Origin of the sequence: Acetobacterium sp., assembly GCF_039830195.1 — a bacterium.
Taxonomy (GTDB): domain Bacteria; phylum Bacillota; class Clostridia; order Eubacteriales; family Eubacteriaceae; genus Acetobacterium.
Genome location: NZ_JBDODG010000046.1, coordinates 254,133 through 268,361, shown reverse-complemented (window position 1 = coordinate 268,361; position 14,229 = coordinate 254,133). Strand labels below are relative to the sequence as shown.

General features: G+C 44.6%; 12 protein-coding genes. 10 read left to right on the top strand and 2 right to left on the bottom strand.

Annotation, left to right across the window (positions count from 1 at the left end):
* Positions 1-146 precede the first annotated feature (146 nt).
* The 8 genes from ABGU93_RS15810 to ABGU93_RS15775 all read left to right on the top strand — a co-directional run bounded on the left by ABGU93_RS15810 (position 147) and on the right by ABGU93_RS15775 (position 9,180).
* Entirely contained in the window at positions 147-1,352 is a 1,206-nt protein-coding gene (locus ABGU93_RS15810) for a helix-turn-helix domain-containing protein (RefSeq protein ID WP_347414360.1), read from the top strand.
* 168 nt (positions 1,353-1,520) lie between these two features.
* Complete coding sequence (locus tag ABGU93_RS15805; protein WP_347414359.1) at positions 1,521-2,906, top strand: aminomethyl transferase family protein; 1,386 nt, start codon at positions 1,521-1,523, stop codon at positions 2,904-2,906.
* Positions 2,907-2,916: 10 nt separating this feature from the next.
* Positions 2,917-4,878: an FAD-dependent oxidoreductase gene (locus tag ABGU93_RS15800; RefSeq protein ID WP_347414358.1), complete on the top strand. Its 1,962-nt coding sequence runs from the start codon at positions 2,917-2,919 to the stop codon at positions 4,876-4,878.
* A 106-nt stretch (positions 4,879-4,984) separates the two neighbouring features.
* A complete protein-coding gene (locus ABGU93_RS15795) occupies positions 4,985-6,094 on the top strand; it encodes a diguanylate cyclase (RefSeq protein ID WP_347414357.1) in 1,110 nt (369 codons plus the stop codon).
* Positions 6,095-6,358: 264 nt separating this feature from the next.
* A complete protein-coding gene (locus ABGU93_RS15790) occupies positions 6,359-7,249 on the top strand; it encodes an EamA family transporter (protein WP_347414356.1) in 891 nt (296 codons plus the stop codon).
* Positions 7,250-7,462: 213 nt separating this feature from the next.
* Positions 7,463-8,443: a hypothetical protein gene (locus ABGU93_RS15785; RefSeq protein WP_347414355.1), complete on the top strand. Its 981-nt coding sequence runs from the start codon at positions 7,463-7,465 to the stop codon at positions 8,441-8,443.
* 127 nt (positions 8,444-8,570) lie between these two features.
* Positions 8,571-8,852: a type II toxin-antitoxin system Phd/YefM family antitoxin gene (locus tag ABGU93_RS15780; protein ID WP_347414354.1), complete on the top strand. Its 282-nt coding sequence runs from the start codon at positions 8,571-8,573 to the stop codon at positions 8,850-8,852.
* Complete coding sequence (locus ABGU93_RS15775) at positions 8,812-9,180, top strand: type II toxin-antitoxin system RelE/ParE family toxin (RefSeq protein WP_347414353.1); 369 nt, start codon at positions 8,812-8,814, stop codon at positions 9,178-9,180. Before ABGU93_RS15780 ends, ABGU93_RS15775 begins: the two co-directional genes overlap by 41 nt.
* Before the next feature lie 161 nt (positions 9,181-9,341).
* Here ABGU93_RS15775 and ABGU93_RS15770 read toward each other — a convergent pair whose 3' ends face one another.
* Positions 9,342-9,953 (bottom strand): 4Fe-4S binding protein, encoded by a 612-nt coding sequence (locus ABGU93_RS15770; protein WP_347414352.1) that lies wholly within the window; start codon positions 9,951-9,953, stop codon positions 9,342-9,344.
* Positions 9,950-10,282 (bottom strand): cupin domain-containing protein, encoded by a 333-nt coding sequence (locus ABGU93_RS15765; protein ID WP_347414351.1) that lies wholly within the window; start codon positions 10,280-10,282, stop codon positions 9,950-9,952. The genes ABGU93_RS15770 and ABGU93_RS15765 overlap by 4 nt, the downstream gene beginning before the upstream one ends.
* 88 nt (positions 10,283-10,370) lie before the next feature.
* On the opposite strand from ABGU93_RS15765, the gene ABGU93_RS15760 reads away from it, so the two are divergent.
* Positions 10,371-11,045 carry a Crp/Fnr family transcriptional regulator gene (locus ABGU93_RS15760; RefSeq protein WP_347414350.1) on the top strand — a complete coding sequence of 225 codons (675 nt, stop codon included), beginning with the start codon at positions 10,371-10,373 and terminating at the stop codon, positions 11,043-11,045.
* 202 nt (positions 11,046-11,247) lie between these two features.
* A complete protein-coding gene (locus ABGU93_RS15755) occupies positions 11,248-14,136 on the top strand; it encodes a DNA methyltransferase (RefSeq protein ID WP_347414349.1) in 2,889 nt (962 codons plus the stop codon).
* Positions 14,137-14,229: the final 93 nt, after the last annotated feature.

Sequence of the window (14,229 nt, the reverse complement as noted above, 5' to 3'; positions counted from 1 at the left end):
AAATTGAAAAGTACGATATGTAATATCTTCCATTGCTTTTGTTTTATTTTGAACTTTTGTACAAGTGGATCATTTGTCCTTTTTTACTGTTATCTTAAATAAACCAATGGTATAATTGTATAAAGGTTTAGACAGGAGAAAATTCGATGTCCGTTAATAACGAAACATATTCAGAGCGAAAAGATAAAATTCTAAATGCATTAATTGATAGAAGAGGACTACAACATTTTACTGATTTAGCTGCAGAAGTAATGAGTAATCCAATTTTTATTTATGACGTTAGTGGGAAAATTTTAGCTAAAAGTCAGATAAATGGACATCAGGAGATTTGGGAAGAGTTATTACCTCAAGGTTACCTAAATGCTGAGAAAGCTATTATTACAGAAAATTCAGGGGTGATGAAGAAATTGATGGAAGAGGATACCCCTGTTTTAGGAAAATTCTCTTATAGTCAGTTTAGGTTTTTAGGATGTCGAGTACGTGATAAGCACGGTGTGGTTGCAATTGTGACGATAATTGAAAAGGAAGCACTTCGTAGCGAAGATTCCGATTTATTGGTGATTGTCTGCAAATCCGTTTTATTTGAATTACTGTATCAAGAACGTACAGCAATGCAAACGATTCCGTATTTTAGAGTTTTGAAAGATATTATTGAAGAAACGGCTTCTATAAGCGAAATCCGGGAACGTTGCCGGGCTCTGCGTTTAGATTTTCCTGAATCAATGCGGCTGCTTGGCATTAAAATTTATGATAATAATAATACGCTATCATTATTCTTTCTTCGAGAGACGTTATTAGCATCAGTTCCATCTTGTCATTGTATCATCTATGATGAAAGTTTGATTATGATAATTTCTGAAAAACATTTTAGCCAGTCTTTCTTGAGCATCGTTCAAGATATCTTTAGCAACTATGAAATTCGAATCGGTGTGAGCACCAGGTTCACGGACATATTAGAAGTAAAAAATGCCTTTCAACAGATGCAGGCGATACAAAGTGTGTATCAAAAACTAAATCTTGAAAAGCCATTAACGTTTTATGAGGATATACTTTTGTATCATTTTATGGAATTAGCTTCAAAAGAGCATGATTTGAACAAATTTTGTTTACCAATTTTAAAGAAAATAGAAGAATACGATAATGTGAATGGAACTCTATTGAAGGAAAGTCTTGAAGCGTATCTCGAGTCAGGGAGAAATATCCAAAAAGCAGCTGAACGCCTATATATGCATAAAAATACACTTTATTACCGGTTAAAGCGGATCGAGGATTTTTTTAACTTGGACTTAAATGATGAAAATCTATGTTTTAATTTGCAATTCTCGCTTCGGATGAAGCGAATGGCAAGATGATTTATGAAAAAGTTCAAAAGTAAGATCGAAACTCTGTACAAATATACGTATACATTACCCCTCTTCCTCAGTAGTATTATACTTGAGAAGAGGGTTTTCTTATGCGAAACTGTCTAACTCATCGAAATGAATCTTATTGTGAGAGTGAAAAATTTAGGAGGCGTTAAAATGAAAGAACAGTTTGAAACATTGGATTTTACACCATTTTGTCCGAAACCAGAGCATGCATCATTATATGCACCAGCTTTTGTAGGGGTTTCAGCATATGAATATACCAATTGGCGAGATGAAACCGTGTCGTGGAAAACAACGGCTTATCTGCACGCTGGTCTGAACCCGACTGACACCTATCGACTAAAAGGACCGGATGTAATTAAATTCCTGTCACGTATATGTGCGACGAATTTCAACGTTTTCCCTGTTGGCAGGATTAAACATGGTCTTGTATGTGATGAGAAAGGACGAATTGTCCAAGATGGCGTTTTGTTACGAACAGCAGAAGATGAGGTAATGACGTACTGGATGGTACCAATGCTGAATTACGCCCTGGAAAGTGGGAAGTACGGAAAATTTGATGTTGAAGGTGAATTTCTCACAGGAAAAGTATTTCTGTTTCAGATCGGAGGGCCAGTATCGATTGACATCGTAGAACGTGCCAGTGGTAAAGATTTGCGGGATCTAAAATTCCTTCGTTCAATAGAAGCAGAGATTGCCGGAAAGCCCGTTCGTATCCTTAGAATAGGAATGTCTGGGACGCTTGGCTATGAAGTGCATGGTGCTATTGAAGATGCACATGACGTATACAATGCACTCTATGATGCAGGCAAACCTTTGGGTTTAAGAAGACTTGGATCCCATTGTTATCCAATGAATCATTCTGAAAATGGATTTCCACAGTTTGGTGTTCATTTCTTGGAGCCGAAGAGTGAAGATGAAGATTTAATGAACTATCTAAAAAGTACACCAGGCATGGAATTCCAACTTTTCGCTGCCGGACCCATGAACCCTCATGGCAGTGCCTCAGATGATGTACAACTTTTTTATCATGATCCATACGAATTAGGATGGGGAAATATGATCCGTTTTGATCATGATTTCATCGGAAAAGAAGCGCTTGAGCGAATTAAAGAAGAAAATATACGTCAAATGGTTACCTTAGAATGGAATGTCGAGGATATTGCGGACGTGTTCGCCTCTCAGTTTAGGGATGAGGAGCCGTATAAGTATATTGAAAACCCGACAGATCTCAATTTCTGGCCAGATTTCTCAGGAACGATTTCCCATGATCGCATATTAAATAATGACGGGGAAACAATTGGAACAACATTTGGCAGACAAAATTCAGCATATTTCCATCGGATGATTTCCATTGGTTGTCTGGATACGGAGTATACAGAATTAGGCACTGAAGTGTTTGTGCTTTGGGGAGAACCTGGTAAAAGACAAATGAAAATCCGAGCAAAGGTTGTCAGATTCCCATACAACAATATCCTGCGTAATGAAACAACAGATGTAGCTGCGTTACCAAAAGCAGTAGAGACAGACTGTAAATAGAAAGGTCGAAATGAGAAAATATAAAAATTTAGCCAGCCCCTACACAATTAGAAATATTACGTTTCGTAATCGAATCGTGACGACGCCAACCGGAATGACATATCCCGATGAATACAGTGGTGCCCCTGATTTCAAAACAGTGCTTTTTTACGAAAAAAAAGCCAGAGGCGGTGCCGCCGGGATAACCTATGGAGAAACGCCTGTGAATAACGTGGATGCAATCAGACGGCCAAATGTTGATTTAATTCGCCCTGATTTTTCACGAATGATTCTGCCAAACAAGGATTGGATAAAATTCACCGATGCAATTAAGCGTCATGGCGCAGTGCCTTCGATTCAGTTAGCCCATGCGGGATTATTTGCCGAACCCTTTTTCAACCAGGAACAGGGCACACCCATCGGACCAGTTTCATTTGTGAAAGAAAATAGAACTGCGGTAAAAGCCATGGATGAAGAGGATATGAAACGGATCGCCAATGATTTCGCTGAGAGCGCCTTTTGTGCGAAGTCGGCCGGTTTTCAGGAGGTAATGATCCAGTGCTGTCATGGATGGCTGTTGGCGCAGTTCTTGTCACCAGTATGGAATACCAGAACAGATGAATACGGTGGATCCATTGAAAACAGAGCCAAATTCCCATTGCAGGTTTTAAAAGCTGTTCGGGAAAAAATTGGTGATGATGTTGTAATCGAAATTCGCATCAGTGGCGATGAACATCAACCAAATGGTTGGTCAGTTGAGGACTGTATTGCATTTTGTAAAATGGTTGATGGCATTGTGGATATCATTCAGATTTCTTCCGGGGACTATCATAATTCCGAACATTACTGTATGACGTCAACCCTGATGCCACATTTTATCAATGTGCCTTATGCAAAACTGCTAAAAAATGCTGGCGTTAAAACGGCAATTTGTGCGGTTGGAGCGAATGATGATCCTGCCGAAATGGAACGGTTGATAGCCGATGGAACGCTTGATTTTGTTGCAATTGGAAGAGGCACCCTGGCTGATAGTGATCTGCCAAGAAAAATATTACAGAATAAAGAGGATGAGGTACGACCCTGCATTCGCTGTAATGATTGTATGGCGGGGCTCTATGATGGATTCTACCAATGCAATATCAATCCCACAGCAGGACAGGAAGCTTACCTTTTAAATACCCCAGCGGTAGAAGAAAAGAAGAAGGTACTTGTCGTTGGTGGTGGCCCGGGTGGCATGCAGGCGGCTATTACAGCAAGTGACCGGGGTCACCAAGTGATCCTGGTAGACAATCAAGAAAAATTAGGTGGAACGCTGCGATTTACCGATTACGATGCGCATAAGCAAGACTTGAAAAAGTATACGGACTATCTTGTGAGACAGACATTAAAACGTGATATTAAAGTACGATTAAATACAACCGCAAGCAGAGCGTTACTTGAAGAACTGCAACCTCAGTCAATAATTGTAGCGGCCGGCGCTACGCCTCGGGTACCCAATATTGAAGGGATTGAACAGGCATACCATGCGACGGCAGCCTATTATCAGCCAGAAAAGATGGGGGATAAAATCATTCTGATTGGTGGCGGATTAATTGGCTGTGAATTAGCGCTTCATTTAGCAGAATTTGGGAAGCACATAACAATTTTAGAAATCATAAACGAATTGGCACAGGATGCGAACATGTTACATCGACCGACCCTGTTTGAATATATGGATCAAAAAAAGGATCAGATTCAAAGCATTATTGGTGCAAATACCGAGAGAATTCTGGAAAATGGCGTTATTTATAAAGATAAGAATAATGCAGAACATTTTGTTGAAGCTGATACCGTTCTATATGCGGTTGGCAGTGCGGCCAATTCTGGTATTGTGGAAAAACTTCGTGAATGGGAGGAATGGGAAACATTCATGGCGATAGGCGATTGTACTGGCGCCAGCATTGTAAAAAAAGCGGTCCACGGAGGGTATTTTGCCGCTATCGATATTATTTAATCACGTAGTTGCCCAGCCAGCCCCATGCCGCCGCTGTTTTTCTTGACAAACCCGGCCCGGATGGGGTTTAATGTTAAACAACGACAAAATCCGGGAGGTTTGACAGATGGAGGCATTTTTAAGACTTGAGGGCAAGGCCAAGGAGGATTTCTACCAGGCCAAATACGATTATTACCGGCGTTTTAATCTGGGCGTCTTGTTTGCTTCGGCCTTGATGTTCTTTAGTCTGCTGGTGCCGGACTGGCAGGTTTACGAGCAGTTTACCTGGCGCTTGCTGGTGATCCGCAGCATGGTGGTGATTCCGCTGGCGGTGGTGGTGCTGGTCTATCGCCAGACCAGCAATTACCGGATCATGTCAGTCGTTTCTCTGCTGATGGTTCATGCGATGATCTGGGGTAACATCTGGGCTGGTTCCTATGGGGCCGATCAATCCTATGTTAATGAAGGCTTTTTGATCATGAGCTTCATCCTGTTGCTGGCCTCCTTCAGTGCGCCGCCGCTATACGCCATCGTCGCCCAACTGGGACTGATTGGCAATATCCTGCTGGCTGATCAGCTCTACCATTATACCAATCTCGATGTGATCCTGTCCTTCAACATTCAGGTGATCATTCTGCTGGGCCTGGTCGATCTGATCGTCACCGGTTTTTATTATGATCATTATATTATCCAGAAAAAACTGGAGTTTGCGCTGTTCCACGATCCGTTGACCCAGGTGTTCAACCGCCGGCAGCTCCATAAGATCATGGGAGCCGGGCACGATCTGTCCTTTATGAGCCCTGACATCGCTATTGTGATTATGGATGTCGATCATTTTAAACAGGTTAATGACAGTTACGGCCACGATGAGGGTGACCGGATTCTACAGTTTGTCGCCGACTGCATCCGCCACAGTTTGCGGGGGCCGGATCTGGTGATTCGCTGGGGTGGCGAGGAGTTTGTCGCGATTCTGTTTGACTGTCAGCGTGATCAGGCCACCCTGGTGGCGGAGCGGATCCGCAGCTCGGTGGAAAAGTCGGTTAACGGCGTCTGCAAGATCACCATTTCGCTGGGGTTGGCCATTTATGAGGGTGGCGACTGTTTCGAAACGATCAAAAAAGCCGACCAGGCCCTCTTTGTCGCCAAGCGCAACGGCCGCAACCAGGTGGTCAGTTACGAGGCCCTGGATCAGGACACGCTTGATTTGGACGAGTACAACCGGCGCGCCGACGCCTGAAAGGGGCGGATGCACCTTAACTAAACAGTTTTTATTGACAGACCCGTCCAGATGGGGTTAAATAATCAGTAACTAAGAAAACAAGGAGGCTCGACATGGGAAGAATCTCAGGTAAACCGCTATCACCACCAACCGTCTCATCGCAGAAATAGCTTTGAGACCATAAAAAGACATGTTCTCCAATGGCTGATTCTGCGATTGCTATAATATTGCTGTTAGCATCATGCAACTTGGCATAAGTATTTATAGAAAGCGAGAACAGTCGTGAAATCAAAATTAATGTTTATTCTGGCGATGGTCATCTTCGGAACCATCGGCATTTTTGTGCGGTTTATCAATCTGGAATCCAGTGAAATCGCCATGCTCAGAGGCCTGATCGGCAGTCTTTTTCTGCTGCTGATCAGCCTCATCCGGCGCGAGAAAATGGCGCTTTCCAGCGTCCGCGAAAACCTCTTTCCATTGGTGTTTTCAGGCGGTGTCCTGGCTGGCAATTGGATCTTTTTGTTTGAAGCCTTTAAGCACACCACCGTTGCCAATGCCACGCTGAGTTATTATATGGCACCCGTCTTTGTCATTGCCCTGTCACCATTGGTGCTGCAGGAAAAAATCATCCCCCGCAAGGTTGTTTGTCTGGGGGCGGCCCTGGTCGGGATGTTGCTGATCTTAAAAGGCAGCAGCCAGAGCGGCACCGCGGGGAATGATCTGCTGGGCATTGCCTGGGGGATTGCCGCGGCGGGCTGTTATGCCAGCCTGATGCTGACCAATAAGTTTATTAAAAACATGAACGGCATGGCCACCACGCTGGTGCAGCTTAGCATTGCCACGGTGGTGTTATTTTGCTATGTGAGTCTAAGCGGCGGCATCGCTTTTTCCGGCCTCACCCCGGTGGCGGCGATGGCCGTAATGGCGCTGGGCCTGGTGCATACCGGGCTGGGCTTTTTTCTCTTTTTTACCGGCATGAAAGGGCTTAATGGCCAGAGCATTGCCACCCTCAGTTATATCGACCCGATCACCGCGCTGCTGGCGTCATTCCTGATTTTTGGCGAAGCCATGAATGGGGTCCAGATGCTGGGAGCCGTGTTGCTACTGGGGGCCACCTTCCTGGGGGACAAAACCGCGAAGAAGCCGGAGCTTGTCGGCGACGAGCAGATGTAGTTATCAATCAAACTTTTACCAGAAACGTCATTCAGTTTAGTGAATGGCGTTTTTTTTTATGGGGAGGGGATGGCGTTGATTTTTAATGGAAACGGTTCAAACAAAAAAAAGTGTTAGCTACAAACATATTATTAGCCATGATCATGTTATTTACTGGTACAATAATGATAAAAGATCCTTAGCAATTGTAGTAATATCTTTAGGAGGAATATGATGGAGATAATAAAATGGCTATTGGCAGGAGACCCTTATGTGGCGTATGCCACCCGTAAAAATCTTTTGAATTTACCGGATCATGACTTAGTGGATTTAAAAAAAATGGTTTTACATGATGCCCGGATTAAAAAACAGTTGGGTGCTGTTGCCAATTTCTCCGGTACGGAAGTGAGTAATCATAAAAACCCGGATCTGCCCATTCATCTGCTGATGTTTTTGTTGGACATTGGCTTAAATCGGGAGGTGCCGGAAATTGATCAGGCAATCCGACAGATTATGGGTACAGCTGATGAGAATGGCGTTTATCGCAGCGTCGTCAAGGTGCCCAAAAGCTACGGCGGAACCGGTGAAGAAACCCTGGGCTGGTTTTTTTGTGATGCGCCACTGATGCATCTGGCGTTACTGCGGGCCGGGGTTTCTTATCAAGAACAGCTCAAACCGGGGGTCGATTTTCTGGTTGGACTTCAACGGGAGAACGGCTTTCCCTGTGCGGTTTCACAAGAACTGGGACAATGGCGGGGCCCGGGAAAGAAAGCCGATCCGTGTCCCTATGCCAATCTGGTGATGCTGAGACTTTTGGCCATGATTCCCGAATACGTCAGTTCCCGCGTCGCCGGGATTGCCATTGAAGCGCTCCTTTCGCAATGGGAAAACAGCCGGGAATCTCATCCCTATCTGTTTTATATGGGCACGGATTTCCGCAAACTGAAAGCACCGGCGATCTGGTTTGATCTGGTTACCGTGTGCGACTGTCTGAGCCAATACCCCCAGGCGCGCAGTGACCAGCGCTTTGCGGAAATGCTGGCACTGCTGGAAGCAAAGGCCAATGAGCAGAACCAGTTTACACCAGAATCCATCTACCTCAAATGCAAGCTTTGGGATTTCGGCCAGAAAAAACAGCCATCGCCCTGGCTGACCTATTTGTGCCTGCAGATCCTGAAACGTTGTGGTCGGTTTGCTGAACTGGTCGAAGGATAATGCAGCTAAAATAAAAGTGTGTCAGGTACCAACAATGATACCACAATGAGAAACAAGACGAAGTCTTATTTTGACAATTCAGTCTTTATATGGTACTATATATGCACTGAATCAAGGAGGTATTCCCATGAGTATCAATCTAAAAGAAGACATACGACCCATTTCTTATATTAAAACCCATGCCGCAGATATGCTGAATTATATCAATGATCATAAAAATCCCATCATTGTGACCCAAAACGGCGAGGCCCGGGGGGTTTTGCTGGACGTTGAATCCTATCAAAATATGATCGATGCCCTGTCATTGATGAAATTGATCCAGATTTCGGAAAATTCCATCAGTGAAGGAAAGCTGCACAAGAACAAAGATGTTTTTGCTGAGTTGCGCAAGAATATCGAAGCGATCTGAAATGGAACAATTTACAATTTTTTGGTCGGACCAGGCCAAAATGGATTTGACTGAAATTATTGAATACATTGCCTTTGAGGATAAAACCCTGGCGATGCAGATTCTGGGAAAAATTGAAGAGCAAGTAACACGACTGGAACAGTTGCCCAAAAGTGGCAGGTTTGTGCCAGAGTTAAAAGCATTTGATTTGTTAACTTATCGTGAAGTTGTTTTTCCACCCTGGCGCATCATTTATAAAATTGACAAGCAACAGGTGGTGATTATTTCAGTTCTCGACAGTCGTCGCAACCTAGAAGATTTGCTGCTGAAAAAATTGCTGTTAAAATAAAAAAGAAGGACTACCTGTCAAATGAACCGCTGCCTGTCAAGTAGACAGAATAAAAAATAAAAATGATGCCGCCAATCATATGGATTTATGGTTGGCGGTATTATTATGCAACCGAACCCAAATAACTCCTGTATTCGAGTGGGGTGGTTTTGCTAAAGCCGTTACTGATAGCGGATGGCTTTCTGGTGGCAGCTTTCCAGACACTTCAGGCAAACCAGGCAGTCGTGATGATGAATCTGATGTTTCGACTGTTTTTCGATGGCGCCCGCCGGACAGGCTTTTTGACAGGCCCCGCAATTGTTGCATTTTTCAGGGTCGATGACCATAGCGTGGCGAGCTTTCATCCCGCTTAGACTTAAGATCGCCCCGTAGGGACATAAAAACCGGTGCCACAACTCGGCCGGAAAGAAAAGGGTGAGGATGACGCCGCCGGCAAAGAGCAAGGGTAGAATCGGCAGCTTTTGACCGGTCTGCATCACAAAGACAAAGACCAGGAAAAACAGAAACAGGATCACCAGGCGGAGCCAGGGTTTTGACAGCCAGCGGGGAATATTAAAACTTTTTAAATGGCTTTTCTTTTTCACAAAGGTGATCCCTTCCATCACGGTATTGATCGGACAGATCCAGCCACAGTAAAGACGGCTCCAGACCAAAGAAGCCAGCACACCCAGCACAAAAACGCCCATCCACAGCTGAATCTTACCAGTCGCCAGCAGGGCCAGAAACAAGCCCAGAAAAGTTAGCTGGATGACCCGGCGCCACACTGTTGTCATTGCTTGTCCGGATGATAAAAAGCCGGTCCGGGGGCTTTGATCACAAAAATTTCCAGAATCTCGGGATCAAGGTTATTAACATTCATTTTGATCTGGTAGGGAATATTGATGATCTGTCCCGCTTCATAGCGGTGGGGTTCCTGATTATCCAGCTGCAGGGTAACCGTCCCTTTAAGCACGATCATATAGACATTGGAATTGGAATAATGCTCCTTCAAGCCTTCGCCTTCCGGGAAAATCATGTGGTTGATCATTACCGGCTGGTCATCAATAATTTTTTCAATCTGTTTTTCATTGCCATTGGCAAATGCATAAATTTTTTCTATCATTATAATCTCCTTTTATTCCTGAATATAATCTAGTATAATCGATAAATAAAAGAAAAGGTGTTACCATGGTAACACAAGGAGATAAAAAATGAAGAATGATGATCTATTACAATTATTGACCAGCGCTAATTTATTTCATGGCTTTTGTGAAGCCGAGCTGGTAGAAATAATCCGCTCACCCGAAACAGCGGTTAATCAGTTCCAGAAGGATCAGGTAATCCATTTGAAAAATGAACCCTGTCATCGGATGGACGTGATTCTTTCGGGCCGGGTGGCTGTTTTGAATCTTGATGAAAACGGCAATATGCTCACCGTCAACGTCTTTGGGGTCGGGGAAAGCGTCGGCGAAAATCTGCTCTTTGCAGTCAAAAACGGCTATCCAATGACGGTGGTGGCAGCCACCCAGGTGACGCTGCTACAGCTGGAACGGGAGCTGGTGGTGGCTCTCTGCCAAAAAAATGCTGATTTTCTTAAGAGACTGATGCAGTCCATTTCTCAAAAGACAATGATTCTGACAGATAAGCTGACGGTGATTTCCTTAAAAACAGTTCGCCAGCGGATTTATGACTACCTCAGTCATCAATACCAGTTGCAGAAAACACTGGTGATCACCTTAGGCTGCTCAAAAAAAGAACTGGCGGAACGGCTGGGAGTGCAGCGAACTTCCCTCAGCCGGGAACTGGCCAAAATGAAAAAAGCGGGTTTACTGGATTATGACGCTAAAACCATTACGATTAAATCGGCGTTTTTCAGTCCCAGTTAACGGCTGTTTTTTTAGATGTGTTTATTGATCATGGCTATACGCTGGTCGCGATAGCGGTTTAATTCACTTTAATAAAGATCTATTGCGCATTCTTAGTGGGTGAGTTAAAATGAATATGTCAGATTTGACAATATAACCGGTCTGAGCAATGATGAATATTGCAAACAATACTTGAATAATTTTCTTTTGAAAGGGTGTAAATATGACAGATACCGAGAAGCGCGCAGCGGCGAAAAAATTTGCCGAAATCTGGAAAGATCAGGGCTACGAAAAAGGCCAGAGCCAGCCGTTCTGGATTTCGTTGCTCCGAGATGTTCTGGGGGTAAAAAATCCGGAACAGTTTATCATCTTTGAAGACCAGGTGGTGCTGGACCATACCAGTTTCATCGATGGGATTATCCCCGAAACCCATGTCTTAATTGAGCAAAAAGGCATTAATAAAGATCTTCGCAAGGCCATCAAACAATCTGACGGCACCATGCTCAGTCCCTTTCAGCAGGCTAAACGATACTCGGCCGACCTGCCTTACTCCAAACGGCCGCGCTGGATTGTCACCTGTAATTTTAAAGCCTTTCTGATCTATGATATGGAAAAGCCCAACGGCGAACCGGAAGAGATCTTACTGGAAAACCTGCCCGGGGAAACCTATCGGCTGGAATTTTTAGTCGATACCGGCGACAGTCATATCAAAAAAGAAATGGAGATTTCGATCCAGGCCGGTGAATTGGTCGGTCAACTCTATGACGAGCTGCTCAAGCAGTACCTTAATCCCGATGATCCCGACAGTCTGAAAAGTCTGAACATGCTGTGCGTCCGGCTGGTGTTTTGTTTGTATGCCGAGGATGCCGATATTTTTGGCAAGCATGGCAAATTTCACAGCTATCTAAAGGATTACGATCCCAAGGATGTCCGCCGGGCTTTAATTGATTTGTTTAAGGTGCTGGATACCCAACCGGCCGACCGGGACCCCTATCTGGAACCGACCCTGGCTTCCTTTCCCTATGTCAATGGCGGCTTGTTTTCGGAAGCCAACATCGAAATCCCCAATTTCAATGAAGCGATTGTCAATCTCTTGCTGCAAAATGCCAGCGAAGATTTTGACTGGAGTGCCATCAGCCCGACTATTTTTGGGGCCGTCTTCGAAAGCACCTTAAATCCTGACACCCGACGCTCCGGGGGGATGCACTACACCTCCATCGAAAATATTCATAAGGTCATCGATCCGCTCTTTCTGGATCAGCTCAAGGACGAATTTGCGGCCATCAAAGCTGTTCAAATCGAAAAAACCCGCAACCGCCAACTGGAAGATTTTCAGACCAAACTGTCGCAGCTGACCTTTCTGGACCCGGCCTGCGGCTCGGGAAATTTCCTGACCGAATCTTACCTGGCCCTGCGAAAGCTGGAAAACGAGGTAATGAAGGTGCTGCTGGGCGATCAGATCCGCATCGGCACCGATGCCCATACCCCGATCAAAGTCTCAATCAATCAGTTTTATGGCATCGAGATCAATGATTTTGCCGTTTCGGTTGGCAAAACGGCGCTGTGGATTGCCGAATCTCAGATGATGATGAAAACCGAGGACATTATCCATATGCATCTGGATTTTCTGCCGCTGAAAACCTATGCCAATATTGTCGAAGGCAATGCGCTGCGGCTGGACTGGGAGACCGTGGTGCCGAAAACGAGCCTGGATTATATTATGGGGAATCCGCCGTTTGTGGGCTTTACGTTTATGGAAAGTGAACAAAAAGACGATATGCAGAATATATTTCCGGGCACTAAAAATCTTGATTATGTATCATGCTGGTATAAACTGGCTAATGATTATATTCGAGATACCCAGATTGAATGTGCGCTGGTCTCAACCAATTCAATCACACAAGGTGAAACTGCGACTGCTTTATGGTCAAAACTGGATTGTAAAATAAATTTTGCCTACCGCACTTTTAAATGGGAAAGTGAGGCGAAAATTAAAGCAGCCGTTCACTGTGTCATTATTGGTTTCGCCGATTTTGACCGGCCGGATAAGTATCTTTATGATAATGGCATAAGTGTAAAAGCAACTAATATTAACGCTTATTTGATCGATGCCCCCAATCTTTTGGTTAAAAGTAGAAACAAACCACTTTGCGATGTTTCTAAAATGGTTTATGGCAACAAACCGGCAGATGGCGGCTTTTTAATCATCGAAGATTCGGACTATGAAAAGTTTATCAAGGATGAGCCGCAGTCAGTTAAATATATCCGCCCCTTATTGGGAGCCGTCGAATATCTCCATAATAAAAAGAGATGGTGTTTGTGGCTGAGAAATGCCGAACCTGGTGAACTGAAAAAAATGCCAAAAGTAATGGAGCGAGTCCGTAATTGTCAAAAAATGCGGGCAGACAGTATTGCGGCGGGCATTAGAAAATTTGCGGATACACCGACCTTGTTTGCGCAGATTACGCAGCCGGACAATGTCCCATACATCATTGTCCCCAGAGTTTCTTCAGAAAAACGAAGGTATATCCCGATGGGTTTTTTAGATCCAAACATCATCGTCAGCGATGCAGTACAGATTATTCCCAATGCGACCTTGTATGAATTTGGTGTGATTTCATCAAATGTTCACATGGCCTGGATGCGGGCAATCGCTGGCAGGTTAAAAAGCGATTATCGTTATTCAAAGGATGTCGTCTACAATAACTTTGTCTGGCCGGAACCCACTGATAAGCAAAAAGCTCTGATTGAAAAAACTGCCCAGGCCATCCTCGATGCCCGGGCCTTATACCCCGACAGCAGTTTTGCCGATCTTTATGATGAAACGGTAATGCCGCCGGAACTCCGCAAAGCCCATCAGTTAAATGACCGGGCCGTGATGGACGCCTACGGTTTTGATAAAAAACTAACCGAGTCAGCCTGTGTCGCCGAACTGATGCGGCTGTATCAGGAAAAGATCAGCGCCGCTGCAGCCGGCCAGGCGGCAGGGAAGACCGCAAAGCGGCCAAAGGCCAAAACAATCGCGGCCATTGCCGAAGTTGAGCAAATATCGCAGCAACCCCAGGCGCATCAGGGGTACCAAGATGCCGCAGAGATGATGACTGAACGCTAAAAAAACAATCCGGGCTGGACAGTAGTGACCAGTTATAACAAATACGTAACGTCTGTTCTAAGGGCATACCAGCATTATAAAAAAAGCTAACCC

Coding starts and splice junctions, on each gene's coding strand:
- ABGU93_RS15810 (WP_347414360.1), top strand. CDS start 147: ATGTCCGTTAATAACGAAACATATTCAGAGCGAAAAGATAAAATTCTA.
- ABGU93_RS15805 (WP_347414359.1), top strand. CDS start 1,521: ATGAAAGAACAGTTTGAAACATTGGATTTTACACCATTTTGTCCGAAA.
- ABGU93_RS15800 (WP_347414358.1), top strand. CDS start 2,917: ATGAGAAAATATAAAAATTTAGCCAGCCCCTACACAATTAGAAATATT.
- ABGU93_RS15795 (WP_347414357.1), top strand. CDS start 4,985: ATGGAGGCATTTTTAAGACTTGAGGGCAAGGCCAAGGAGGATTTCTAC.
- ABGU93_RS15785 (WP_347414355.1), top strand. CDS start 7,463: ATGGAGATAATAAAATGGCTATTGGCAGGAGACCCTTATGTGGCGTAT.
- ABGU93_RS15780 (WP_347414354.1), top strand. CDS start 8,571: ATGAGTATCAATCTAAAAGAAGACATACGACCCATTTCTTATATTAAA.
- ABGU93_RS15775 (WP_347414353.1), top strand. CDS start 8,812: ATGTTTTTGCTGAGTTGCGCAAGAATATCGAAGCGATCTGAAATGGAA.
- ABGU93_RS15770 (WP_347414352.1), bottom strand. CDS start 9,953: ATGACAACAGTGTGGCGCCGGGTCATCCAGCTAACTTTTCTGGGCTTG.
- ABGU93_RS15765 (WP_347414351.1), bottom strand. CDS start 10,282: ATGATAGAAAAAATTTATGCATTTGCCAATGGCAATGAAAAACAGATT.
- ABGU93_RS15760 (WP_347414350.1), top strand. CDS start 10,371: ATGAAGAATGATGATCTATTACAATTATTGACCAGCGCTAATTTATTT.
- ABGU93_RS15755 (WP_347414349.1), top strand. CDS start 11,248: ATGACAGATACCGAGAAGCGCGCAGCGGCGAAAAAATTTGCCGAAATC.